22 protein-coding genes, 1 other RNA gene and 2 pseudogenes are annotated in these 25,579 nt (G+C 59.0%); 17 read left to right on the top strand and 8 right to left on the bottom strand.

The window, feature by feature from the left end; translation table 11 throughout:
- Window positions 1-58: 58 nt before the first annotated feature.
- Window positions 59-1,708, bottom strand: a complete 1,650-nt coding sequence (locus BUB78_RS11900) for an electron transfer flavoprotein-ubiquinone oxidoreductase (protein WP_073198314.1) — start codon at window positions 1,706-1,708, stop codon at window positions 59-61.
- 276 nt (window positions 1,709-1,984) lie between these two features.
- On the opposite strand from BUB78_RS11900, the gene greA reads away from it, so the two are divergent.
- The 10 genes from greA (at window position 1,985) to BUB78_RS11850 (ending at window position 12,129) form a co-directional block, all read left to right on the top strand.
- On the top strand, window positions 1,985-2,455 hold the full coding sequence (greA, locus tag BUB78_RS11895; RefSeq protein WP_073198313.1) for a transcription elongation factor GreA: 471 nt from the start codon (window positions 1,985-1,987) through the stop codon (window positions 2,453-2,455).
- Between the two features lie 13 nt (window positions 2,456-2,468).
- On the top strand, window positions 2,469-3,485 hold the full coding sequence (locus BUB78_RS11890) for a hypothetical protein (RefSeq protein WP_073198312.1): 1,017 nt from the start codon (window positions 2,469-2,471) through the stop codon (window positions 3,483-3,485).
- Between the two features lie 161 nt (window positions 3,486-3,646).
- Complete coding sequence (locus BUB78_RS11885; RefSeq protein WP_073198358.1) at window positions 3,647-4,102, top strand: universal stress protein; 456 nt, start codon at window positions 3,647-3,649, stop codon at window positions 4,100-4,102.
- Window positions 4,103-4,183: 81 nt separating this feature from the next.
- Window positions 4,184-4,747 (top strand): NifU family protein, encoded by a 564-nt coding sequence (locus BUB78_RS11880; RefSeq protein WP_073198311.1) that lies wholly within the window; start codon window positions 4,184-4,186, stop codon window positions 4,745-4,747.
- Entirely contained in the window at window positions 4,737-5,333 is a 597-nt protein-coding gene (tsaB, locus tag BUB78_RS11875; RefSeq protein WP_073198310.1) for a tRNA (adenosine(37)-N6)-threonylcarbamoyltransferase complex dimerization subunit type 1 TsaB, read from the top strand. Before BUB78_RS11880 ends, tsaB begins: the two co-directional genes overlap by 11 nt.
- Before the next feature lie 4 nt (window positions 5,334-5,337).
- Window positions 5,338-5,739 (top strand): GNAT family N-acetyltransferase, encoded by a 402-nt coding sequence (locus BUB78_RS11870; protein WP_245813456.1) that lies wholly within the window; start codon window positions 5,338-5,340, stop codon window positions 5,737-5,739.
- A 118-nt stretch (window positions 5,740-5,857) separates the two neighbouring features.
- Window positions 5,858-6,766: a sulfite exporter TauE/SafE family protein gene (locus BUB78_RS11865; RefSeq protein ID WP_073198308.1), complete on the top strand. Its 909-nt coding sequence runs from the start codon at window positions 5,858-5,860 to the stop codon at window positions 6,764-6,766.
- Complete coding sequence (locus BUB78_RS11860) at window positions 6,763-7,527, top strand: TIGR02186 family protein (protein ID WP_073198307.1); 765 nt, start codon at window positions 6,763-6,765, stop codon at window positions 7,525-7,527. Before BUB78_RS11865 ends, BUB78_RS11860 begins: the two co-directional genes overlap by 4 nt.
- A gap of 828 nt (window positions 7,528-8,355) precedes the next feature.
- Entirely contained in the window at window positions 8,356-10,725 is a 2,370-nt protein-coding gene (locus BUB78_RS11855; protein WP_170865061.1) for an outer membrane beta-barrel protein, read from the top strand.
- Window positions 10,726-10,896: 171 nt separating this feature from the next.
- Window positions 10,897-12,129 (top strand): hypothetical protein, encoded by a 1,233-nt coding sequence (locus BUB78_RS11850; protein WP_073198305.1) that lies wholly within the window; start codon window positions 10,897-10,899, stop codon window positions 12,127-12,129.
- 60 nt (window positions 12,130-12,189) lie between these two features.
- Here BUB78_RS11850 and BUB78_RS20370 read toward each other — a convergent pair whose 3' ends face one another.
- The 3 genes from BUB78_RS20370 to nudC form a co-directional block, all read right to left on the bottom strand.
- Entirely contained in the window at window positions 12,190-12,465 is a 276-nt protein-coding gene (locus tag BUB78_RS20370) for a hypothetical protein (protein WP_139279326.1), read from the bottom strand.
- A gap of 292 nt (window positions 12,466-12,757) precedes the next feature.
- Window positions 12,758-13,225, bottom strand: coding sequence for an SRPBCC family protein (locus tag BUB78_RS11840; protein WP_073198303.1), 468 nt, complete (start codon window positions 13,223-13,225; stop codon window positions 12,758-12,760).
- A 46-nt stretch (window positions 13,226-13,271) separates the two neighbouring features.
- Window positions 13,272-14,243 (bottom strand): NAD(+) diphosphatase, encoded by a 972-nt coding sequence (gene nudC / locus BUB78_RS11835; protein WP_073198302.1) that lies wholly within the window; start codon window positions 14,241-14,243, stop codon window positions 13,272-13,274.
- Window positions 14,244-14,443: 200 nt separating this feature from the next.
- Between nudC and BUB78_RS11830 the strand changes: the two genes are divergently transcribed.
- Window positions 14,444-16,429, top strand: a complete 1,986-nt coding sequence (locus BUB78_RS11830; RefSeq protein WP_073198301.1) for a bifunctional 2',3'-cyclic-nucleotide 2'-phosphodiesterase/3'-nucleotidase — start codon at window positions 14,444-14,446, stop codon at window positions 16,427-16,429.
- A 17-nt stretch (window positions 16,430-16,446) separates the two neighbouring features.
- Window positions 16,447-16,543, top strand: an RNA gene (gene ffs / locus BUB78_RS11825) — signal recognition particle sRNA small type.
- A gap of 643 nt (window positions 16,544-17,186) precedes the next feature.
- Here the strand turns inward: ffs and BUB78_RS11820 are convergent.
- A complete protein-coding gene (locus BUB78_RS11820; RefSeq protein WP_073198300.1) occupies window positions 17,187-17,894 on the bottom strand; it encodes a hypothetical protein in 708 nt (235 codons plus the stop codon).
- Between the two features lie 548 nt (window positions 17,895-18,442).
- Here BUB78_RS11820 and glsA point away from each other — a divergent pair.
- The 4 genes and pseudogenes from glsA to BUB78_RS11800 form a co-directional block, all read left to right on the top strand.
- A complete protein-coding gene (gene glsA, locus BUB78_RS11815; protein ID WP_139279325.1) occupies window positions 18,443-20,587 on the top strand; it encodes a glutaminase A in 2,145 nt (714 codons plus the stop codon).
- 33 nt (window positions 20,588-20,620) lie between these two features.
- Complete coding sequence (locus tag BUB78_RS11810) at window positions 20,621-20,836, top strand: BREX system Lon protease-like protein BrxL (RefSeq protein ID WP_245813455.1); 216 nt, start codon at window positions 20,621-20,623, stop codon at window positions 20,834-20,836.
- A 57-nt stretch (window positions 20,837-20,893) separates the two neighbouring features.
- Window positions 20,894-21,016: pseudogene (locus tag BUB78_RS20365) on the top strand (helix-turn-helix domain-containing protein); the annotation flags it as partial.
- Window positions 21,009-21,185: pseudogene (locus BUB78_RS11800) on the top strand (ATP-binding protein); the annotation flags it as partial. The pseudogenes BUB78_RS20365 and BUB78_RS11800, both read left to right, overlap by 8 nt.
- Before the next feature lie 181 nt (window positions 21,186-21,366).
- On the opposite strand, the gene BUB78_RS11795 reads toward BUB78_RS11800, so the two are convergent.
- The 3 genes from BUB78_RS11795 to ypfJ form a co-directional block, all read right to left on the bottom strand.
- Window positions 21,367-21,852 (bottom strand): GNAT family N-acetyltransferase, encoded by a 486-nt coding sequence (locus BUB78_RS11795; protein ID WP_073198298.1) that lies wholly within the window; start codon window positions 21,850-21,852, stop codon window positions 21,367-21,369.
- A 451-nt stretch (window positions 21,853-22,303) separates the two neighbouring features.
- Window positions 22,304-22,786: a protein-tyrosine phosphatase family protein gene (locus tag BUB78_RS11790; protein ID WP_073198297.1), complete on the bottom strand. Its 483-nt coding sequence runs from the start codon at window positions 22,784-22,786 to the stop codon at window positions 22,304-22,306.
- Complete coding sequence (ypfJ, locus tag BUB78_RS11785; RefSeq protein ID WP_073198296.1) at window positions 22,783-23,628, bottom strand: KPN_02809 family neutral zinc metallopeptidase; 846 nt, start codon at window positions 23,626-23,628, stop codon at window positions 22,783-22,785. The genes BUB78_RS11790 and ypfJ overlap by 4 nt, the downstream gene beginning before the upstream one ends.
- Window positions 23,629-23,745: 117 nt before the next feature.
- Here ypfJ and BUB78_RS11780 point away from each other — a divergent pair, with 117 nt between their 5' ends.
- On the top strand, window positions 23,746-25,515 hold the full coding sequence (locus BUB78_RS11780; RefSeq protein WP_073198356.1) for a DNA polymerase III subunit gamma/tau: 1,770 nt from the start codon (window positions 23,746-23,748) through the stop codon (window positions 25,513-25,515).
- The last annotated feature ends 64 nt before the right edge of the window (window positions 25,516-25,579 follow it).

Genomic DNA, 25,579 nt, shown 5'->3' with positions numbered 1-25,579 from the left:
CCCAAGGCAATGCGGCGCGGGCCATTTGCCGCGCCGCCGCCTGATATTCACGCGATGGTTACATATTGGGATAGTTCGGCCCGTCACCGCCCTGCGGGGTGGCCCAGTTGATATTCTGGCTCGGGTCCTTGATATCGCAGGTTTTACAGTGCACGCAATTCTGGAAGTTGATGACAAAGCGCGGGTCTTTGCCCTCTTCGCGCACCACTTCGTAGACGCCCGCCGGGCAATAGCGCTGTGCCGGTTCGTCATAGGTCGGCAGGTTCACGCCGATCGGCACAGAGGCGTCCTTGAGCTGGAGATGCGCAGGCTGGCTTTCTTCGTGGTTGGTAAAGGAAAACGCCACGTTGGTGAGGCGGTCAAAGCTCAGCTTGCCGTCGGGTTTGGGGTACTCAATCGGCTTGTGCTTGGCGGCTGCTTCGGTCGCGGCGGCGTCGGTCTTGCCATGCCCGAGCGTGCCCAGAACCGAAAAACCAAAGGTGTTGGTCCACATGTCGAACCCGCCGAGACCAAGCGAGGTCAGCAGGCCGTATTTCGACCAGAGCGGCTTGACGTTGCGCACCCTTTTGAGGTCCTTGCCGATGGCGCCACCGCGCACCTCGGCCTCGTAATCGGATAACTCGTCACTGGCGCGACCGGCAGCAAGCGCGGCATGGGCGGCCTCGGCCGCGGCCTTGCCCGAAAGCATCGCGTTGTGGTTGCCCTTGATGCGCGGCACGTTGACCATGCCCACCGAACAGCCCAGAAGCGCCACGCCCGGCGCGACCATTTTCGGCATCGACTGGAACCCGCCCTCGGAAATCGCGCGCGCACCGTAAGCCACGCGTTTGCCGCCCTTCAAAAGGTCGGCGACCATCGGGTGATGCTTGAATCGCTGGAATTCCATGTAAGGGAAAAGATGCGGGTTCCTGTAGTTCAGATGCACCACGAAGCCGACATAAACCTGATTGTTCTCAAGGTGATAGATGAACGACCCGCCACCGGCGTTCTTGCCAAGCGGCCAGCCCATGGTGTGGGTGACTGTCCCCTCGCGGTGCTTGTCTGGGTCGATTTCCCAGATTTCCTTCATGCCAAGGCCGAATTTCTGCGGCTCTTTGCCCTGTGACAGGTCGTATTTGGCAATCACTTCCTTGGCGAGGCTGCCGCGCACGCCCTCAGAGAGGAAGACGTATTTGCCGTGCAATTCCATGCCCGGCTCGTAATTCGGGCCTTCGGTGCCATCGGGGTTCTTGCCGAACTCACCGGCCACCACGCCCTTGACGCCGCCAGCCTCGTCATAGACCAGTTCCGAGCAGGACATGCCCGGAAAGATTTCAACGCCAAGCTCTTCGGCCTGCTCGGCCATCCAGCGACAGACATTGGCCATCGAGACGATGTAATTGCCGTGGTTGTTCATCAGCGGCGGCATCGGGAAATTCGGCACCCGGATCTTGCCGGCCTCCCCGAGCATGTAAAAGTTGTCCTCTTTCACCGGCGTGTTGAGCGGCGCGCCCCTGGCCTTCCAATCGGGGATAAGCGCGTCAAGACCCACCGGATCAAGCACCGCCCCCGACAGGATATGCGCCCCGACCTCAGAGCCCTTTTCAAGCACAACAACCGCGCAATCGGGATCAAGCTGCTTGAGCCGGATCGCAGCCGAAAGCCCCGCAGGCCCGGCCCCCACGATCACAACATCATATTCCATCGCTTCGCGCGTCACATCCGTCATTGACCTTATCCTCTTTGCGGTGCGCGACGGGCCTCGGCCTTGCGCGCAATAAAGTTGCTGCGTGACTATCGTGCCCGCGCCTTCACCGTCAATTGAAACACGACGTTAAACCGACAGGAAAACGGCAATTTGTCACGTTTTACGGCGCGAAAACGCCGTGAATTCCTATAACCTATTGCAATCGGGCCGAGGCTTCGGGCAATCTGGCGTCAAGTACGACGACTTACCTGACGGGGCCTGCTTTGCGCGGCCCCGCTTTAACAATGGACGAGTGTAATGGAAAAGATCCCGATGACGGCCGGCGGCCATGCCGCGCTTGAGGTCGAGCTGAAACAGCTCAAGTCCGTTGAGCGGCCCGCGATCATCCGCGCCATCGCAGAGGCGCGTGAACATGGCGACCTGTCGGAAAACGCCGAATATCACTCGGCCAAGGAAAAGCAGTCCTTCATCGAGGGGCGCATCAAGGAGCTTGAGGGCATCCTTAGCCTTGCCGAGGTGATCGACCCGGCCAAGTTGTCAGGCACCATCAAGTTTGGTGCGACCGTCACCCTGGTCGATGAGGATACCGAAGAGGAAAAGACCTATCAGATCGTTGGCGAGCATGAGGCCAGTATCGAAAAAGGGCTTTTGAACATAAAATCGCCGATTGCCCGCGCCCTGATCGGCAAAGAAGAGGGCGATAGTGTCGAAGTGCGCACGCCCGGTGGTGATCGCGCTTACGAAGTGTTAAAGGTCGCCTTTATCTGACGGACCAAATCACATGCCTCCTCGCAATATTCCGCCGTCCGGCACCAAGGGCGGCTTTACCCAAGGCAAATCCGACCAGATCACGACCATCGAAATGGTGGCCGTGGTCCTGTCGCTGCTGTGGTTGTTGGGCACGGCGCTGTTTTTCCTGGTCCTGACGCCGCGCGAAGAGGCGGGCGGAAGTGCGCTGCAATTCGTGATTATCCTGATCGCGGTCTTTATGCCCGTGGCAATGATCTGGGTCGGGGCCACGGCGGCCCGCGCCAGCCGGGTGATGCGCGACGAAAGCCAGCGGTTGCAGGCCGCGATTGATGCCATCCGACAGGCCTATGTCAGCCAGAATCAGGCCGGCGGTTTTGTCATGGACACCTCGGTCAACCAGAAGCTCGATGAAATCGCCGCCGCACAGCGCAAGACCGAAACCGCGCTGACGACCTTTTCAAGCACCCGCGTCGGACAGCCAGAGCCGCGCCGCATGATCGCACCGCCAAGCACCGAGGCCAGCGGCGATGATCAGGTTGCGCTTCCGCTTGGCACCCCGGCCGAGGATATGCAACCGCCGCTTGAGCGACCGGATTTCATCCGCGCCCTGAATTTCCCCGAAAACCCAGAGGACAAGGCAGGCTTTGCCGCATTGCGCCGCGCGCTCAAGGATCGCCCCACCGCCCAGCTAATTCGCGCGGCGCAGGATATCCTGACGCTGATGTCGCACGACGGGATTTACATGGATGATCTTCGCCCCGACATGGCGCGCCCCGAAATCTGGCGGCGCTTTGCGGCGGGTGAGCGCGGGCGCACGGTGGCCGCGCTTGGCGGTGTGCGGGATCGCTCGTCGCTGGCCCTGACGGCGGCGCGGATGAAGCAGGATACGATCTTTCGCGATGCGGCGCATCACTTTTTGCGGCTGTTTGACCGGATGTTCTCTCAATTCGCCGATACGGCCAGCGACAGCGAGATTTCAGAGCTGTCAGAGACCCGCACCGCACGGGCCTTTATGCTGCTGGGCCGGGTCGCGGGCACCTTCGACTAGCTCCGCAAGAGGTCACGCCCGCTGTCCGCGGCGGGCCTCTTTTCCCCAGCCGCCCCCCGTCAGACAATGACCGCCGACCTCACAAAATAGAGCGCGTGAAACGCTTCTTGCTCCGTTGCAGAATTAGCGTCATGATGATGCGCAATTGGGAGAATTTGAAGATGCGCAAGTTTCTCGTGGTGCTGGATGACAGCCGCGAATGTCTGAACGCCATGCGGTTTGCCGCCATGCGCGCGGCCCATACCCAGGCCGGCGTTGAAATTCTGGCGGTGATTCCGCCCGAGGAGTTCAACCATTGGATCGGCGTCGGTGACATCATGCGCGAAGAACAGCGCGAGCGCATCGAGGCGCATTTCCAGGTCTTTGCCAAATGGATGCGCGACAAGCAGGGTGTCGACCCAGAACTTGTGATCCGCGAGGGCGAGCCGGCCGATGAAATCATCGCGCAGGTTCAGGCCGACCCGGACGTTGGCGTTCTGGTGCTTGGCGCGGCGACCGGCAAAAAAGGCCCTGGCCCGCTGGTGACGCAGCTCACCAAAACCGCAGGGTCTTTGCCCATTCCGATCACCATCGTGCCGGGCGATCTGTCGAAGGAACGGCTTGAAGCGATCACCTGAGGCAACAGTTTAGAACCGTTCCAAACCTTGACAGATTGCGCCCCGACACTCATATCAAGGTCACACACGAAAGGTGCCGCCATGTTCATCCAGACCGAATCTACGCCCAACCCCGCCACGCTCAAGTTTTTGCCCGGTCAGACGGTGCTTGAAACCGGAACCGCCGATTTTCCGACGCCTGAGGGGGCCGAGAAATCGCCGCTGGCCGAGCGTATCTTCAAGGTCGCGGGCGTATCGGGCGTGTTCTTCGGCAACGATTTCGTAACCGTGACCAAGACCGAGGCCACCGAGTGGGACCATATCAAACCCGCCATCCTTGGCGCGATCATGGAGCACTACCAATCGGGTCAGTCGGTGATGGCGGGCGATGCGACAACCGCTTCGGGCCATGCCGAGCATAGCGGCGAGGATTCCGAAATCGTCGGTCAGATCAAAGAGCTTCTGGATACCCGCGTGCGCCCCGCCGTGGCGCAGGATGGCGGCGATATCACGTTCCACGGCTTTGATCGCGGCGTTGTCTATCTGCACATGCAGGGCGCTTGCGCCGGGTGCCCCTCCTCGACGATCACCCTGAAAATGGGCATCGAGAACCTGTTGCGCCACTACATCCCCGAAGTGACCGAGGTTCGCCCCGTTGGTGTCTGACACGCTGGTTCTGGGATTTGACACATCGGCCGCGCATTGCGCGGCCGCTTTGCTGTCCGGCGACACCATTCTTGCCAGTCGCTCCGAGGAGATGGGCCGCGGTCAGGCCGAACGCCTGATACCGCTTTTGCAAGAGGTACTAGGCGAAGCTGGCGTGGCCTGGGGCGATCTTGCCCGCCTTGGCGTCGGCATTGGCCCCGGCAATTTCACCGGCATCCGCATTTCCGTCGCCGCCGCGCGCGGTCTGGCGCTTGCTCTTGATATCCCGGCAATTGGCATCAGCTCCTTTGACGTGATTGACCGCCTGAACGGCCCGACCTGCCTTGCGGTGGTGCCCGCGCCGCGCGATCAGGCCTATGTTCGCGCGCCCGGCGGCGCCCCCCGCCTTTTGCCCCTCGCCGAGACAGAAGACAGCGGGCTTATCCCCGCCCTGCCGCCCAAGCCTGCGCTTTTGGCGCAGACCATCGCGCGGCTGGCGGCGGCCTCATCCGCCGATGGCCCCGCGCCTGCGCCGCTCTATATCCGCCCCGCCGATGCCGCGCCCGCGCGCGATCTGCCGCCGGTTATCCTTGCCGATGACGCCTGAGGACATGGCCCGGACCCACGCGCGCGCCTTTGCCGACACGTCGCGCGGCTGGTCCGCGCAAGAGATCGCCGACCTGCTGCAGAGCCCGCTGGTTTTCGCCCTGGGCGATGCGCGTGCTTTTGCCCTTGGCCGCGCCATTGCGGACGAGGCCGAGCTTTTGACGCTGGCCACCGATCCCGATCATCGCCGCAAGGGTCTTGCCCGCGCCTGTCTTGCCGCCTTTGAAGCGAGCGCGCAGGCACGTGGCGCGCGCACCGCCTTTCTGGAGGTCGCTGCGGACAATGCCGAGGCGCGCGCGCTTTATGACAAAGCTGGGTATGGTCAGACCGCGCGTCGCAAAGGGTATTACGCGCGCAGGGATAGCGGGCCGGTTGACGCGCTTATCCTGCAAAAATCCATTCCCTGACCCGTCTGGCCCTAAAATGCCCAATAAATAAGTCCAGTTTAAGAAAAACATCAGACCTGCGTGCCCCGCACATACCGCCGCCCTTGCAATGCAAAGCGACATGGGGCTAGGAATTGCCATGCAAATCTACCTCCCCATAGCCGAGGTTTCGGTGAATGCTTTCCTGCTTTTGGGCCTGGGCGGCATTGTGGGCATCCTGTCGGGCATGTTCGGGGTTGGCGGAGGGTTTCTGATCACGCCGCTTTTGTTCTTTATCGGCATCCCCCCGGCCGTGGCTGTCGCGACCGGCACGAACCAGATTGTCGCCTCTTCTTTTTCCGCTGTGCTGGCGCATCTAAAGCGTAGGACCGTCGATCTCAGGATGGGAACGGTCCTGTTGATCGGCGGCCTGATTGGCGCTGGACTGGGCGTGTTCATCTTCAACTATCTCAAGTCGCTCGGTCAGGTCGATCTTCTGGTCAAGCTTTGCTATGTCCTGTTTCTGGGCGTCATCGGCGCGATGATGTTTGTCGAAAGCGTGAACGCGATCCGCAATACCCGCAAGGGCAAGGCCCCCAAACGCAAGAAACACAACTGGGTGCATGCGCTGCCCTTCAAGATGCGGTTTAGGACGTCGGGCCTGTATCTCAGCGTGCTTCCGCCGCTTGCCGTCGGGTTGGCCGTCGGCATTCTGGCCGCTATCATGGGTGTCGGCGGCGGGTTCATCATGGTGCCCGCGATGATCTATATCCTTGGCATGCCGACCAAGGTGGTGATTGGCACATCGCTGTTCCAGATCATCTTCGTGACGGCGTTTTCGACCATGCTGCACGCAACGACGAACTATACCGTGGATATCCCGCTGGCGCTCTTGCTGTTGATTGGCGGTGTCATCGGCGCACAGTTCGGCACGATCATCGGGCTCAAGCTGAAGGCTGAACAGCTTCGCATCCTGCTGGCGATCATGGTCCTCGCGGTCTGCTTCAAACTGGCGCTTGATCTGCTTTTGATGCCATCAGAACTTTATTCGCTCGGCATGGATGGATGAAACTCATCTTCCGCCATATCCTTGCCCTTTGCCTTTTGGCCCTGCCTGCGCAGGCAGAAGATGTGGTGCTTGGGCTTTCAAGCGACAAGGTTGCGATAACGGCCACGTTTGAAGGCTCGGATATCCTGATCTTTGGCGCCGTCAAACGCGAAACGGCTATTCCCGAGGCGCCGCTTGACGTGATCATCACCGTCGCCGGGCCCTCTGTGCCGGTGACCGTGCGGCGCAAGGACCGACGGTTTGGCATCTGGGTCAACACCGAGAAGGTCGAGCTTGACGCCGCACCCAGCTTTTATGCGGTGGCCACCACCGGCCCGCTGGACATGGTTCTAAGCAACACCGAAGACCTGCGCCACCGGGTGTCGATCGGGCGCGCGATCCGTTCGGTCGGGGCCGCCACCATGGCCGAGGATGCCGAGCGCTTTACCGATGCCCTGATCCGTATCCGGCGCGACAAGGACGCCTATCAGACGCGCGAAGGCGCTGTGGCGCTTGATGAGCAAACCCTGTTCCGCACCTCAATCAGCCTGCCGGCAAACCTGACCGAAGGCGCCTATAAGACGCGTATTTTCCTGACTCGCGAAGGTCGGGTGGTGTCAGAGTTGAACACCACGATTGATGTGCGCAAGGTGGGCCTTGAACGCTGGCTTTTTACCCTGTCGCGCGAACAGCCGATGATGTACGGCTTCTTGTCGCTCGCCATCGCCATCGCCGCCGGCTGGATGGCCTCGGCCGCATTCCAGGCGCTACGCCGCGGATAGGGTTGCGCACTGACGAAGGAAGGCCCAGCAAAGCGTTTGAGTGGCGCATGACCTGGCCTGTGTTTTGAAGCGCCCCTTATGTACCGGAAACCACGGCGTAAGAATGCCGGGATCTCGAATCGAACAAATGTGATCGCAATTCTTAGCCTGAGTATGAGAACGAAGCCATCGTTTGCGCAGCTGCCCCCTACTGATGCCCGACGCGTCGGTTTTCTTGATCCAGTACCTTTAATAGACTGAGAACTGGCTGAAGGGCCGCTGTGGTCTCAATTGATGCAAGACTGGTGATGATCTTGTAGCAAGATTCAGGCTTAGCGAAGTGCAGGCGTTCCAATTTCATGGCCACCACTTCACCTTCACCTTCTGTAATGCGCTGACAGTCAGCGCGACCGGGATCAGAGATGCGAGAGCGGAAGCGGCATTAGCCAGAGGTCAAGGCCAGGGTCGCATTGAACGTTCCGATGGTTTGCGAGCCGGCCAGTCGGCCCGGCGTGCATCCGGCGCCGGTTCATCCGGTGCTATCGCTGCGTGGCGGTTCGTTGCGCGCGCGCAACCGGTCGTGCTGAAAGCGCGAGTCCGGCAGTGCACGGCAGTGGCAAATAGCCCTGCCGGTACGTCAGCTATTTGTCACACTGCTGGCGAATGGTGACCAACTTAACCCAGATCAATTTGACATGTTCATTGAGATGTTAAACGCTGGCTTGGACCAAGAAAAAAAGCGAACGAGGTTAAAAACTGAAAATGAAATCAAAGATATACGGCTCATTTCTTTGCGGGGCAGCCACTTTTCTCTTTTCTCAGGCAGCCGTTGCCGACGGTGGTGATTCGGTGGTTCTTTCAACACAGGGGGCCAATTCGCTGGAATTCGATGCCGGAGTATCGGTCAGCGAACAGTTCACGGATAATGTATTCCTGACCGCCAATGATCGGCGTTCAGATTTCATAACCGTCATCGAACCCTGGATCAGCCTTGCGCTGAGACGCCAGGATTTCAGGTTGAATCTGGACGCGAGCGCCGAATTCGGCCGGTTCGCCGATTATTCCAGCGAAGATTTCAATGACTATTTTTTAGGTGCGCAGGCGCGCTATCGCATAAATGACAGCGTTTTTGCCTTTGGTGGGTTGGATTTTGCCTGGGAGCACGAGAACCGGAATTCGCCTGATGATGTCGATGGCGTAAAGCCGACTGAGTTGCACGATGCCAGTGGGTTTTTCGGAATCGGCGGCAAGATCAACGACAAAAGTTTCCGGCTGGGCGTGAACGTGCGAGATCTCGATTACGATGATGTTCGGGCATTTGACGGCGTGACTTTTGTAAATGTCGACAACGACGACCGAGATCGGCTTCAGACCGAAATCGGCGGCCGGTTGGGCGTCGCCAAAACCACAAATGGCGAGGTCTTCGTTCAGGGTATCTATGACAAACGCGAGTACGACGAGAAAATCGACAATGGTGGCCTTGGCTTTCAACGCAGTTCGGATGGCTTTCAGGCGGCTGTCGGGTATACGGGCACTGTGGGCGAGATGCGCGGCGAGGTCCTTGTCGGCGTTATGTCGCAGAATTATGATGACCCGCGGTTTGGCACGACGACCACGGTTGATCTTGGTGCCGACCTGACCTGGCCGCTTAGCGCGAAGACCCAATTGACCGGGATTGTAGAGCGGAGCATCGAGGAAACGACTTTGGCCGGCGCGTCGGGCTATGTTTCGACGTCGGCAGGGCTACGGCTGCGCCACAGCGTGGCCCCCAACATGTCGGTTGCGGGCTATTTCTTCTTGACGCAAAACGATTACCAGGGGGCGGCGCGCACCGATATCCTGACCGAGACGGGTATTTCGCTGCGCCGTTACCTGAATTCCCGCGTTTATCTGGATACGGATTACGATTTTCTGCAACGGCAATCGGATGTCGCCGGTGTCGAATATGATGAACACCGCCTGACCCTCAGTTTTGGCATGAGTCTTGACCCGCGCTATGACGCAGGAAGCGTCGATCTGGCCAAGGCAAGTGGCTCTGGGTTCTATGTCGGGGCGCAGGTGAGCGATAGCGCCCTGCATACCAAGGTGGACGGTCCGCGTGGCGGTGGCGGCAATCTGACCGCTGATTTTGGCGATCATGATCTGACTGGCGGCGTGTTTGCCGGTTACCGGACCGATTTCGGCAACCTGGTTCTTGGGGCCGAGGCCGAAGTGGACTTTGGCGAATCTGGCTGGACTCATCTGGCCAACCGGGATTTCTCGGCCAAACGCGGCAATTCCTTTGGTGTGAGCGCTCTGACCGGCGTGCGCACAAAAAATGACAGCCTGATTTACGGACGCTTCGGGCTTGTCTCGACCGAATTTGACAGCACCTATCAACAGGGTACAAATCCGCTTGTTTCGACAAGTGACCGAAAGCTCGGATTTCTGCTCGGCGTTGGCACCGAAGTTCCGCTTGGTCGCAGGGTTTCGGCACGTATGGAATATCAGGTTCGCGCCTATGAAGACTACGATATCGGATCGCCCCTTGGCGGCGGAGACGACGACAATTTCGCGAACGTCGAAAGCGTGGCCCGGCTCGGGCTTGTCTATGCACTCGGCGGCACGAACCGCGCGACACCAGAGATTGAGCCGACCGATTTCTCTGGCCTTTACGCCGGCGTGCAGCTTGGGCACGGATCGTTGCAAAGCGACAATGTCGGGCCGCGTGTGTCAGGATCCGGAGTGGCCTTCACTCTTGACGCCACCCGCGCAGGGCAGGGCTTTACCGGTGGTCTGGTGGCCGGATACGGGCATCAGATCAACAATTTCTATGTCGGTGGCGAAGCCGAATTTGAACTGTCCACAGCAGACTGGAATATTGAACGCAGCCCGCAAGGGCGTATCTATTCGGCGAAAAAGCTCGGCACGATCGGCGCAGGACTCCGTCTGGGTTATGTGGTCAACGACTCGGTTCTGCTTTATGGCCGCGCCGGAGTTGTCCGCTCCAAGTTTAATACAGAGTACCAGTTCGGCGGCGTCTCGGTTGATCAAAATGACAATCTCAATGGCATCCGGCTTGGCGGTGGCGTTGAATTCGAAATCGGAAAGAAAACCAACGTCCGATTCGACTACACGCATACCGACTACGAATCGCATTCCGTCAACTATGTTGCCGGTGTTGATCAGTTCGATACCTCTGAACAACTGTTCCGGGTTGGCTTGACACGCAAGTTCTGACCCGCTGGCCCCAAAACATGACTTCCGGCAGGTTTTGCCGGAAGTTTTTTTTGCTCAAATTAATCCATATCAATTTGTGAATATGTTTTTTGTGATCTGATCACCCAAAGGCAGAGATTTGAGCAGTTCTCGTCTCCTGTCTTTTGAGGAAACCGCAAACGGGAGAGATCCATGACACAATTTTTTCACTTCAAGCGCTCGCTGAAATATACGCTGGCTGCCGGGTGCGCCATCGTCGCCTTGGCGGCCACGCCCATGGGCTCTGGTATGGCCTTTGCCGAACAGGGTTCGGGTCAAGGCAAGCAGATGCAAGGCGGTCAGGGCGGTAAAGGTGCCGGTGGCGGTCATGGTCAGGGTGGCCAGATGGGGCAAGGCGGTCAGGGCAAGGGTCTTGGCGGGATATTCAAGGATATCACCGGTATGGATGACCCGGTAACCGGTCGTGGTGGCTCTGCGGACTCAGGACACTCGGCAGATGCCGCCGATGAAGGCGACGACGATTCGGATCGTCCGGAATGGGCCGGCGAGCCCGGAGGCAAGGATGGCGCTGGCGGTGGCCAGCCGGCAACCTCGGGCTCGAAGAAGGGGGATCTGTTCGGCGATCTGTGGATCATCGACCGTGATTCCAACGGCGTCCCCATCCTGACCGCTGACGGATACGTGCAGCCGCTGGATGCGGATGGCAACCCGATTGAGCTCGACGAAGAAGGTCATCCGGTTGATGAAACTCTTACAGTCGAGGTTGAACTCGGTCGCCTGAACGTTGGGCGCGCACCGACGTCGGTGCTTGATAACCGGGCAGATGAAGTTATCACGATACTGTCCAGCGCCACGGCTATATCAACCGACGCTTCGGGCCGTCTTGTGCTGACAGTGGATGGCGAAGACAAGACCATCGACTCGCCGCTGGAAAACCTGGCAATCTACGTATCTTTGCTGACAACAGGCAGCATTCCTGATCTCACCCCAGATGATCTGGCCGGCACCGATTATGACTTCCTCGTCGATGGCAAGTATACTCAGGCTGATCTTGATGCATCGGCTGCATTCCTGGCCGCTGCGACCGACAAGACCGGGGTATTCACCTCTGATGAGATTGCCTATATTGATGCCTTCCTTGGAATCAATACAACGACCATAGGTAATGATGTTACCTATTCGGACATTGATTACTCATCGTTCTCATACGACCGGTCCGATACCTATTCGGGTGTGACGGCCACCGTGCTTGTGGAACAGGCTGATGGCTCTTTTGATCAGGTGGACGTCGATATCTACGATGCTGTTTTTGGATCGGTTGATGTCTCGGCAGCCGGATCTCTGGATGCCTATACGCAGGCGGCAGACGACTCTCGTGCCGTGATTGAGTTCATCCACGAATATGCAGTGCCTGAAACGCTCTAATGCGGGGCTTGCTCAGGGGCGGTGCAATCACCGCCCCTGATGCTTTTGTTAAAAAGGAGATCAGAAATGTCTGCAAAGTGGATGAACCGGCGTCTTTTGCTGACCAGCTTCTGTGCAATAGCGCTGGCCATGCCCGCGCTTGGCCAGCATACCGATGGGGCGGACACCACCCATGGGTCTGGAAAGGGCCGTGGCGCCGGCGGCAGTGGCGGTCAGCGTGGCAAGCCCGAAGACCCGCATAGCGGAGAAGATGATCATGGTGATGACCACGCTGGTGGTGATGACCACGGCGATGCTGATGACCACGGGGATGATCATGGTGATGGAGATGATCACGCCAGCGGCGGCAAAGGCAAAGGCCCCAAGTACAAAGGCGGCCGCAACGCTGACTCATTTATCGCCGGACATGGTCGGTCCCTGGAAGACAGAGTCCTAAAGGTCCCTGATTTCTAAAGCGGTTGGCCAGCGGGTTTGTCGCGGCAGAGCAGGCCCGCGACGTCAGGCAAGGATGCGCGTCACTCAAGTGATGCGCACGGCCTGCGGGAAACCTGCGCCAAAGCTGAACCTGAATGCGGTCAAGAGATCGCCATACTTGTTCGGCGTGACGGCACCCGGGTGTGCGCGCCTCTCAGACGCTTCGCTTATAGCGGTCTTCCACATCTATGGCGTACTCCGCCGCGCGCAGCTTGAAACGCTTGGTCAGATTGCCGCGCGCCAGCTTGAGCGATTGCACCAAAAGCCGCGAGGCAAGGTTCTTGGGCTCAAGCGTTAGGTCCACGGACATCCGTGTGCGGCCACGCGACAGCGCCACAAGATCAATCACCATGGCGCCCCCCATTGCAGGCGACATCGACGACAGGGTTATCCCGTTGGGGTGGTCATACTGGCTAACCTGCATCTGGATTTCACGGCGTTTGCCACGCATCATGAACCCGACATGCCAAGCCGTGCCCACTCCGGGCGTGGCCTTGTCATCAATCCGACGCACCTCTGCCCCGCGGCGCAGGGCAGAGCGTTCGAAGGCTTGAAAATCGGTGATTTCCGCAAAAACCGTCTCGATCGGCGCCTCAATGTCTTCCTTGGTGCTGAACTGCATCGGTTCTGCCCTTTATATTCTGCTGGTTGCGCGCCGTATTGTTTCGTCAATCCAGGCTATCGGCAAGCCAGTTTTGCAAAAGAAAATGCGCAATTGCGCCTTTTCGGGCCGGCAACATGAAGGGATGCTCACCGGCAAAAGCCTGCATGATCTCTTCGCGGCTACACCAGATGGCATCCTCGATTTCCTTGGGGTCGATGGTGATCTCTTCGCCAAGCGCCTCACCGCGACAGCCAAACATCAACGAGGCCGGAAACGGCCAGGGCTGACTGGCAAGATAGCTGACCTGCCCAACCTTGACGCCCGCCTCTTCCCAGACCTCGCGGCGCACAGCGGCCTCGATGGTTTCGCCCGGCTCGATAAAGCCCGCAAGCAGCGAATACATCCCCTCGGGCCAGGGATGCGAACGCCCCATCAGCACCTTGTTGCCGCGCGTGATCAGCATGATCACGACCGGATCGGTGCGCGGAAAATGCTGGCCCCCGCAGCTATCGCAGGCGCGTTGCCAACCGGCCTGGATCATCCGGCTCTCACTGCCGCAGCGCGCGCAGAACCGATGGCTCATATGCCAGGCGAACACCGCCTTGGCGGTCGCTGCCAATTCGGCGTCGCGCGCGTCAAGGTGGGTCATCACCCGGCGCAATTCGGCAAAGACCGCGCCCTCGGGTAAATCCGGGTGGCACTGCTCGGAGGCATCGAGAAAACTGTCAAGCTGATCCGGTTCAAGCCCCGGCGGCACCCAGGCGGATATGTCATGGGCAAAGACCAGATCGCCGTTTTCCTCGCGTCCAAGCAGGATCGGCGGCACCTTGTAGCGCGCCAGAACCGGATGGTCGACCGGCACCCGGATCAGCCGGTCCAGCGCCTCGGCCGCCACCAGCGGCTTGCCCCGCCACAGCACCACGGCACTTGCGCGCCCCTCGGCCCGCGCGATTGCAATCGCCGCCTCGTCGCCCCGCAGATCGTCAGCCCGGTCAAGCCCAGATCCCCCGAATGTCACCGTTTCCGCCTGTTGCATCGCCACGCCTCAAAATCTGTTCCGCCATCTACACAACGCTTGCGGGCCCGGCACAAGGGCTGGGGAAAGAAAACTGCCACAGCGAAACATTATGCAACCTATAGTGTATTGCGCCCAACCTGCAGCTATGACAACCTTGACTGGACAGGCAGCTTTTCCCGAGACCTTGCCGAACGCAATGGAAAAGCTGCCTGTCATGCATGGTGGTCCACACCCCGACCGAGGGCATTGTACATTTGACCCAGACGACATCGGATAAACAAGACCAACAGGCAAGCCCGAACGCTACGTCCGCCGTCGCGCTTAGGGTTTTGGCAACGACGGATGTGCACGGGCATATCCTTCCGTTTGATTATTTTACCAACACCCCCGACCGTCCCTATGGCCTTGCGCGGCTGGCCACGCTGATCGCGCGGGCGCGCGCAGAGGTGGATGACGGGGCCTGTGTTCTGTTTGACAATGGTGATTTCCTCCAGGGCACCCCGATCAGCGACCTCACCCCGCAGCCCGGTCAGGGCTGGCAGGGCCCGCACCCGGTACTTTTGGCGATGAACCAGCTTGGGTATGACGCTGCATCGCTTGGCAATCACGAGTTCAACTTCGGGCTGGACTGGCTGCAAAAGACTTTGCCAGAAGCGGGCTTTCCCGTGGTCTGTGCCAATGCCGTTCTGCACCGGGGGCCGCGCCCTGACGCCGATGAAACCCTGTACCGCCCCTGGCATATGCTGAGCCGCGACTTGCGCGACACGGACGGCGAGATCAGGACAGTGCGGATTGGCGTTCTGGGGCTTGTGCCGCCGCAGATCATGACATGGGATCACGCGCATCTCGCCGGTCGCCTGACCTGTCGCGACATGGTTGAGGCCGCCCGCGCCTGGGTGCCGGTGATCCGCGCCGCCGGGGCAGACCTGGTGATTGCCCTGGCCCATACCGGGATTGGCGAGGGTCCTGACCGCCCGATGATGGAGAATGCGGCCCAAGCCCTTGCCCGCGTTCCGGGGATCGACGCGCTGATCGGCGGGCATAGCCACCGGATCTATCCTGACCCCTCCAAAGCCCCCGATGAACCGGGCCACCATGACCGTCTGAACGGCATGCCCTTCATCAAACCGGGCTTTCGCGGCTCGCATCTTGGAGTGCTTGACCTGACCCTGGCGCAGGGCGCCGACGGCAAGTGGACGGTCACAAGCCATCAAGGCGAAGTGCGCGCCGCCGCCGGTATCCCGCCAGAGCCGGCGTTCTGCCGCGTACTTGAATCGGCGCATGCCCATACGCTTACCCTGACAGAGCGCGAGATTGGCCGGACATCCGCCCCACTTCACAGCTATCTTGCGCTTGTGCGCAGCGATCCCGCCACCCAACTTGTCAACGCAGCGCAGCGCACCGGCCTGACCAAAGCCCTTCTGGGAACCGACTATGAGGGCCTGCCGGTTCTGTCGGCCACGGCCCCGTTCAAGACCGGCGGGCGCGGCGGCCCGGCCTATTACACCGACATGCCGGCCGGCGCGCTTCGTCTGCGCAATATTACCGACCTTTATCCCTTTCCGAACACCCTTTGCGGGGTGCTTGTGAGCGGTGCTGACTTGCGCGACTGGCTTGAACGCGCCGCGATCTGCTTTCGCCAGATCACACCGGGCACAACCGATCAGATGCTTTTGGACACGACCGTACCGGGCCACGACTTTGACGTGATTGACGGGTTGAGCTATGCCATCGACCTGTCGCAGCCCGCGCGCTATGACCTTGCCGGCACGCTTGTCGCCCCAAAGGCCCACCGCATTCGCGACCTCTGCCATGAGGGCAAGCCGGTCTCTGGCAGCGCGCAATTTGTCGTCGCCACCAACAGCTATCGCGCCTATGGCGGAGGTCCGTTTCGCAACCTGGCCGAAACCGGGCTAATCCATACCTTTTTGCGCCCGGTGCGCGACGTTCTGGCCGATTTCATCGCCACAAAGACCAGGATCATGCCAGAGGCACGTCCCGTCTGGCGGTTTGCCGACATGCCCGACACGCGGGTCCTGTTTGACACCGGGCCGGGCCTGCGCGCCCATCCCGGCGAGCTTGCCACGCTGCGCGCCGAGGATCTTGGCGATACCAAGCATGGCTTTGCACGGCTTGGTCTATGGCTTGGTCCGCAACAAAGCCAGCAGAGGGATCACGCAGTCTCTTGCGAATCCCCGATCTGATCCTTATGTAACCGGGTGAGAGGTTGGCGCGGGCAGGCACCTCGCCAACCCGGTCAGGTCCGGAAGGAAGCAGCCGTAACGAGCCCCGCTTGGGTCGTTGTCCAGCCTCTCACCCACTTACCTCTAAGCCTCTGAAACCAAATAAAACCCTTGCAATACAGGGCGTTTGCCCGTTTGAAGGTTACAACTTTGGTTACAATCGGTGGCGTTATGGCGGGCAGGGTTAGAAACATGGTGAATCGCAACGGGCGCTATCACGCCCGGCTGGTAGTCCCGAAATGGCACCAACCAATACCAACACTATGACCCAAGCTAGGTTCTAGAGACTGTCCGTGGATAACAGTCCAATTTCTACCATCACATTTTAAACCAGACCGTTCCATACAATCACTTTCCAAAGCGAAGGAAGGAATATCCCGTCGCCATGTCCTTCATCGATCTATCCGGCACCAAGTTCAACCGAGGCAGTTTCCTGAAGATGCCCCATACACATTCTTTGGTCATTGTTCCCCCAAAAGACCCTATCAAGGTTCCAAAACTTGGTGGATGATGAATTTAGGATTCAGGAATAATTACCAAAGACCAAGGCGATCAAGACGTATCTTTGCCCAGAAGTGGCATGGAAGAATGATGGTCTGACGCGGACAATTGATTGCTCGTCCAAATTCTATCGATCAGGTTACGCCAAGTGCTTTTGAGAGGACGTTAGATCAGGGATATTCACAATGTATGGCTGAGGATCTGGCGACCTTTGTGATCAATGTGGCCTTGCGCCTTTCAAGGCTTCATTCGTGTCCAATTTCAGCACCGATCTCCAAAGCGGTGACTTGAAGTAATGCCGTTCATTCTGTCCATCGCGATTGGTGTCTTTCCTGAATACCAATCCTGACCATTCCAATGGCAGCAGAACACATGATGCAAATGCCGCCCTTTCTCGCCAACTTGCATCATTGCCATAAAACACTTGATACAAGTCATGGTCTGTAGCGCCTGAATCCATCTCGACGTTCAGGACGTTCAACCAAACATCCCAGTTACCCATGGGTTTCTCGTCAAACCGGCCATAGCTGCTGTGGTCGATATTGAGCACATAGAATGGGATTACCGTGTCGAACAGTCGCCCTTCCTGCTGCGCCAAAGTCTTTCCAAGTTTGGTCGCACGAAACTCTCCCTTGTAATGCCTGCCCAGTTTTAGTTCGAGCAGTAAGAAATGTAGCAACTCTAAGGGCGGGAAGTCGTACTCGTTTAGGACCTTGTTATATCGGAACAACTCTTCGCTGCTCATGCCCGGCCAGTCGAAGTGTTCAGCAGCCCATTTCACGAACGTTCGCTTGAACGCTTTGGCTTGCGTTAGACCTATACCGCCATTGTCCTCAGCATATCGCAGCGTCAGCACCGCTGCGCGAAGTAACGGCGAATATGCAAGATCAGGATGGTCGTCAGGCAAGTCGCGAAATTTGATCATGAGGCTTTATTACATGGACCAACCCGCATCGCCAGCATTTGGAAACCAAAACGACACCCGGTCGCTGCAGGCCAAAAAATGTCACCGGTGAAATTTTCTACTCTCAGCACTTACTCTACGAGAGGCGGAGGCACGCGAGAGATTTCGATATAAGTATGTCTATATCAGATGCTTATTGCATCAAAATGCCAACCTGAAAGGAAACACCTCACCATGCCTGTGACCTATGATAGAACTTATCGGCCTGTCTGCATAAACATCGACGCCGACCTGCCTGGATGCCTCGACGAGTATCAATCTCGTTCAATGTCAGGCACCAAGCACATGCACGCCGCGCTGGAACTCTATCTGGAGCATCTACACAAGACAGAAGCAAAAAAGTCAGTTTGGATGACGTCTTCACATTAAGATCGTACGGTTTGGTTTCTAAAACTCCAGAGAGAACACACGCATCGAAGCCGACATTGCCGTCGTTAGAGGCAAATGGCTTCTAGGAACACTTGTAAATGGTCACACCGTCGGGGTGATCGCGCACGAAGGCGTCATCGGTGAAATCACCTGTTTCACCAGTAAACCAAAAGGGGCCACGGTTGTGGCTGATGGGCATGTCCGTTGCTTTCGGATCGAAAGCGCTGTCGCTCAAGAAGGTGGTTCAAGACAATTCTGACACCCTGCATTTGGCGCCCAATTTGCCGTCCTTGCGATTAAAACTTATGCGAGTGCATCATGCATCGCCATTTATGGCAGCGACGTTGACCTGTGGCAGGGGCAAGCTGTGGACAAAGCAAATCGGTCAGTATCTTTTTGTCGGAAGGTATGGAATAGATAAGATGCATGAAGACTCGCGCAGCAACTGGCGCCATAACTTTCTAGATGGCCACGTTCCTTCCCCCATTCAAAGCTACCTCGACGACTTGCTACACCGCATGTTGCAAAACGCCCAAGGTGAGGTCGCCACATATATTCCAGAGCTCGGCAAGGCCGACCCCGAAGCGCTGGGTATCTGTATTACGATGGCGGACGGGACAATCTACACATCCGGTGAATGTGATACCGAATTCACAATTCAGTCGATGTCCAAGCCGTTCACCTATGGGCAGGCGCTGAAGCTGCGCGGGCCAGAGGCTGTTCTGAAACGTGTCGGTGTTGAGCCGACAGGCGAAGCGTTTAACGCGATCATTCTCGACGAGGAAAAGAACCGACCTTTTAATCCAATGGTCAATGCGGGCGCGATCTCGGTTGCGAATTTGCTTCTCGGTCCAGCCAGTCAGGATGACATGCTTTCATTGTTCAGCAATCTGGCCGGGCGGTCGCTGACATTGAACGAAAGCGTGTACCGTTCTAAAATCGCCACAGGGCATCGCAACCGTGCAATCGCCTACATGATGCTCAATACTGGTATGATCGACAACGATCCCGAAGAGGTGTTGAAGCTTTACTTCCAACAATGCTCAATTGATGTGACCTGCCAGGATATGGCGATGATGGGGGCAACCCTAGCCAATTTAGGTGTCAATCCAAAGACTGGGGTCCAGGTGATTGAGCCCAATTACGTGCAAAGCATTCTGACCCTGATGAACACCTGCGGCATGTATGATTACGCCGGCCAGTGGGCTTTTGAAGTGGGCATTCCCGCAAAAAGCGGGGTAGCGGGCGGCATTATCGCCGTGATCCCGGGGCAGGCGGGTATCTCAGTCTGGTCACCGCGGCTTGACGAGCATGGGAACAGCGTGCGCGGCGTCGCCGTTTGTCAGGAACTTTCGCGCCGGTTCGGCCTGCATGTTTTCGGCGAAAAAGCGCACTCTAGCACTGTGATCCGACGGTCCTACCCATTGGGTGAAATCTGTTCCAAACGTATCCGGTCGCTGAGCGAGAGAGCCTTCCTAACAGCGCATGGTTCTAAGGTGATGGCGAACGAACTGCAGGGTACGTTGTATTTTGCGTCGGCAGAGATGGTCATCCGCAGGCTGACCGAAGGGGCTTCGGAACTTAGCGATATCATTGTGGATTTCTCGCGTGTTCACAACATAGACGATGCGGCAGCCCACCTTTTGATGGCCGCTTTTGATGATTTTCTAAAGCAGGGGCGCAGAATACGCCTATCGGGGATGCGGCCAGAGCTGCCGTTCAGTGCATGCATAAAAGAAAAGCAACGCGACCTTGCCAACTTGCTTTTGTTCCCCGACCTTGACGACGCACTTGAGGCTGCCGAAAATAAGGTTCTAGAAGGCCATTTCGAAGAGTTCGACACGGCAAAATATGAAATGTCGAAACTAGACTTGCTGCGCGGCCTTAGCGATTTGGAATACGGGGTTCTGGAAAATCTGGTAAGAATTTACAGCTACGGCGAAGGTGAAAAGATTGTATCGGAAGGCGACGATGCCGCCTCCTTCTACATTATCGCGAATGGCCTTGCAGATGTCGTGATCAATATGGGTGAGGGTAGGAACAAGCGGCTTGCGTCACTGGGGCCGGGGGCATCTTTTGGCGAACTTGCATTGGTTGAAGGTGGCCGCAGAACGGCCGACGTTATAGCGGCGCAATCGACAATGTGCTATGTTTTCCCAGTAGAGGGCATGCTTAAGGCCGCCGAGACGCATCCGAACATTCTGATCAAACTGCTGTGCAACATGGTCGGGAATATCGCGTCCCGGCTTAAACATGCCAATGATGAAATCCGCGGCCTTCAGTAATCCATCTCGTAACCGCCTATCCATTGGGATGTCGTGGCCTTCGATGAATTTGCCGGGCGGGAAAAGACCGCGAATAAGGCCCTCGTCGACATTATGAAAAACTATATGGCGAACAAGACCTTTTCTCGCGGGGTTAGCCCAATGGGAGCCGAGGCCAGTTTCGCCTTTGTTGGCAATACCGACCACAATGTGTGTGGAACAGCATGCAAAATTGACCCCTGTATTGGGGTAATCGGCGTCCAAGAGTGACCCCCCTGATAATTCTGTTCAAAAGCTTTCTCAAAGGATTGAGGGAGCGAGTTGGGGGTGTTGGTCGTGGAGACGATTGCGAAGATCAGACGGGCGTATTTTATCCAAGGCAAGTCGATCAAGCAGATCTGCCGTGAACTGCGGGTTTCACGGAACACGGTGCGCAAGGTGGTCCACAATGATCACCAGCAATCTGCCCTTCGACGAATGGACCGAAACCTTCGGCACCGAACGCCTGACCGGCGCTCTCCTCGACAGGCTGACACACCACGTTAACATTCTCGAGATGAACGGCGACAGCTATCGCCTCGGCCAAAGCCGCGCCCGAAAGGCCCAAGCCGCCACCTGATCACACGCTACAGAATTGGCCCTCCGGGCCAATGCGCCATGGCACGCGCCAGCTATCTGGGGAGCGCACGCGCCATGGCGCTTGGCACCCCGCCACTGGCCTGGTTTTGCGCCGCCACGTGGCCGGTTTTTACTCCGCCGTTGACAGAGTGTCCGCTTTACCAAGCACGACACATCGTGCTTCAAAGTTGCATACTCATTTCGTGCCAGGTCATTCCGCCATGGTCGGAGGCTGACGGTCTCAAGTATTGATACCCGAACTTCTCATAGAGCGGCACATGATGCTCTTTGCACATCAGATGGATCGTCGCCTTGCCCATCTGTCGCATTCGCCCCACGAACTCGTCCATCAGCGCCCTTGAATGCCTTTTGCCCTGCTGCACGGGATCCACGACGACGGACATGATAACAACATTCGGCGCATTAGGGTCTTGGCCGATCAGTTCCTTGAAGTCTTCGTCCGACATCTCGACCTCATGGGCGCATCCGCAATTGATAAAGCCGACAATCTCGCTGTCCACTTCAAGGATAAGGAACTCCTCGGGGTAGGTCTCGATCCGTTTCAATATCTTGGCCTTCGTCGCCGCTTCATCGCCTTCGTAAGCTGATATTTCAATTTCAAAGCAGCGTTCTGCATCGGCTGGGCGTGCGTTTCGAAACATGATCATTCACTTCTCTTACGGGGGCATCACCTTCCGAGCTTCGCCGACTTGCCTCGCGAACAGGCCGATGTGCCCCCATGCCCGCCAGAGCCGTTGAGAGACTCCTGGAGAGCGCTTGCGCTCCTTGACGCGCCTATGCGGCAGCGGGCCCGTTGCGCGGCTCCAGTGGCCGCCCAGGCTCCCTTTGAGTCCAGCGCAACGCTATCTGGCAGGGCACAGCTGATCGGTGGGTGCCGCTTGCCATGGCACAGGCCCTCGCGGCCCGCCTGCCCGGCAAGGTGCGCATGCGCCTGCTTGAGGGAGCCGGGCATTACACCACGCTCAGTCATCTGAACCTCTGCGACCCCAAAGGCCGCTCGACAAGATGCGTGGCTTTGGTGCTCTGCGTGTGGCGGCACCTTGAAACACGGGGCTCGCCTCAACGTGTAGGGTGGGTGAAACCCACGCTCGCCCTCGCCTATTCCTGCCGCGCCCAGAGCATCTGCTCGTCCGTCTCGACCGCGCAGGGATGCACCGCGCGCAGGCGCTTGAGGGCTGCATCGGGGTCTTCGCCGGCCTCGATCATCAACCGAAGCGCCGCCATGCCCGAGCGCCCGCAGCCACCGCGACAATGGATCAGGACCCGGCCACCGCCCTGCAGCGCCAAAAGCGCCGCCTGCGCCGCCGCCTCCCATATGTCCGTAACCTCGGGGTTTGGCACGCCATAATCCTCGACCGGAACATGCGCCCAGCGGGTGCCGTTCTCTTGCAAATCTGCGCCCAGGTCCGCCGCCCCGCTCGCGGTCATTTCCGCCAGCGTCGTCATCGAAATCACCAGCGCCGGGCGCCAGTCATGCAGATGCGCAAGGTCCGCGTCATAACTGCCCGCCCCACCGGGCAATGGCGCCAGCGCGAGAATCCCGCCCGCCACTGGCAAAGCGTGGATCACGAAACCGCTCACAATCGCGCCGCGCCAAACGTGTCACAGCGCGCAAGATCGCCGCTGTCATAGCCGCGCTGAAACCACTTTGCTCGCTGCGCCGAGGTGCCATGGGTAAAGGTATGCGGCTGGGGCACCTGACCGGCGCGCTTTTGCAGGTGATCATCGCCGATCATCCGCGCCGCATTCAGCGCCTCCTTGAGGTCGCCGGGCTCCAGCAGCCCGTCCACCGCCCGCGCCCAGACCCCCGCAAGGCAATCCGCCTGAAGCTCAAGCCGCACGGTCAGCGCATTGGCCTCCGCCTGGCCCACGGCCTGACGGCGGCGGTTGACCTCGGGCAGGATGCCAAGCTCGTTCTGGACGTGATGCGCCACTTCGTGAGCGATCACATAGGCCGCCGCGAAATCGCCCTTGGCGCCAAGCTGACGCGCCAGCGTGTCGAAAAACTCAGTATCGAGATAGGCCTTGCGATCCGCCGGGCAATAAAACGGGCCCGTCGCGCCGGATGCCCCGCCACAGGGGCTTTGGGTCACACCGGAATAAAGCACCATCACCGGCGGGCGATACTCGCGGCCCAACTGCTCGGGGAACACCTTGCCCCAGACGGCCTCGGTGGTGGCAAGAACCCGCGATGAAAACTCTGCTGCGCGCTCTTCTCCGGCGCTCAGCTGACGCGGCGCGCTTGATTGCGTGGCGCCTCCCTGCGTGCCCTGCAACAACGGCGTCACATCTATGCCCGCGAAATATCCGATTGCCAGCACCACCAACAGGCCAACACCGCCAAGTCCAGCCTTGCCGCCGCGCCCGCCCACGCGCCGCCTGTCCTCGACATTCCGGCTTCGCCCGATACCCTTTAACCGCATGACACCCTCCGTTACACACCGCACAAAGCTTTGCCCGATGTCACGGGAAATGCAAGGTAGACGCCCCCCGCGCCCCGCTTTAGGTTGGCGCTTGATACGAATCCAAAGGGCACACGCATGACCGACACCCCCGAAAAAGGCTATCAGGTTCTCGCCCGTAAATACCGGCCCGAGACCTTTGCCGATCTCGTGGGTCAGGATGCGATGGTGCGCACCCTGAAAAATGCGTTTATGGCCGACCGCATCGCGCAGGCCTTTATCATGACCGGCATTCGCGGCACCGGCAAAACTACCACCGCGCGGATCATCGCCAAGGGCATGAACTGTATCGGCGCCGATGGTGAAAGTGGCCCCACGACCGAGCCTTGCGGCACCTGCGAACACTGCGCCGCCATCATGGAAGGCCGCCATGTCGACGTGATGGAAATGGATGCCGCCAGCCGCACTGGCGTCGGCGATATCCGTGAGATCATCGATTCGGTGAACTATCGCGCGGCCTCGGCGCGCTACAAGATCTACATCATCGACGAAGTTCACATGCTGTCGGTCAATGCGTTCAACGCCTTGCTGAAAACCCTCGAAGAGCCGCCCGCGCATGTGAAATTCATCTTCGCCACCACCGAGATCCGTAAGGTGCCGGTGACGGTTCTGTCGCGCTGTCAGCGGTTCGATCTGCGCCGGATCGAGCCCGAGGTGATGATCGCCCTTCTGCGCCGGATCGCCACCTCCGAGGCCTCCGAGATCACCGACGACGCGCTTGCGCTGATCACCCGCGCCGCCGAAGGCTCGGCGCGCGATGCGACATCCCTGCTGGATCAGGCGATTTCGCACGGCGCCGGGGAAACCACCGCAGATCAGGTGCGAGCCATGCTCGGGCTTGCCGATCGTGGCCGGGTGCTTGACCTGTTTGACATGATCATGAAGGGCGACGCCGCAAGCGCGCTCTCCGAGCTCTCGGCGCAATATGCCGAGGGCGCCGATCCGCTGGCGGTTCTGCGTGATCTGGCCGAGATCACCCATTGGATTTCGGTGGTCAAGATCACCCCCGAGGCCGCCCAGGACCCCACCATCGGCCCCGATGAGCGCGCCCGCGGTCAGACCATGGCCGAGGCCCTGCCGATGCGGGTGCTGACGCGGATGTGGCAAATGCTGCTCAAGGCGCTGGATGAGGTGGCCGAAGCACCCAATTCGATGATGGCCGCCGAGATGGCGGTGATCCGCCTGACTCATGTGGCCGATCTTCCAACGCCCGAAGACCTTATTCGCCGCCTGCAAGACAGCCCGCCGCCCCCGGCCCCCGGCCCGAATGGCGGTGGTGGTGGTGGCACTGCCCCAGGCACCGGTGGCGGCGCCACGCCGCAGGCCTATCACGCGCCGACACAGCAAAGCTCTGGCCCCATGGGCAGCGCGGGCCAGACCACGGCGCTTGCCCCGCAGGTCGAAAGCGCCCTTGCGCATTTCCCGACGTTTGAGCATGTCGTCGATCTCATTCGTGCCAATCGCGACGTCAAACTTCTGGTCGAGGTCGAAAGCAACCTGCGCCTTGCCGCCTATCAGCCTGGGCGCATCGAGTTCACCCCCACCCCGAACGCCCCCGGCGACCTGGCGCAAAATCTCGGCAACGCCCTGCAACGCTGGACCGGCAACCGCTGGGCCGTCATCCTGGTCAATTCCGGCACCGCGCCCACGATCATCGAGGCACGCAACGCCGCGCAGGATGCGCTCAAGGCCGAAGCAACCGATCATCCGTTGATGCAGGCCGTGCTTGCCGCCTTTCCCAAATCGAAAATCACCGCCATCCGCTCGGCCGCCGATATCGCCAGCCACGCCGAGGCCGAGGCCCTGCCCGAGGTCGAAGACGAATGGGACCCGTTTGAAGAGGATTGAGCGGTTTACCGCAAGGCCATCGAACGCTTGCCTGTCGCCATTTCCGGCCACATATGCTTAAAAT

The sequence above is a fragment of the Roseovarius marisflavi genome, from assembly GCF_900142625.1.
GTDB lineage: Bacteria > Pseudomonadota > Alphaproteobacteria > Rhodobacterales > Rhodobacteraceae > Roseovarius > Roseovarius marisflavi.
The sequence above is the reverse complement of the archived record's forward strand: the minus strand, read 5'-3'. Positions and strand labels throughout refer to the sequence as shown.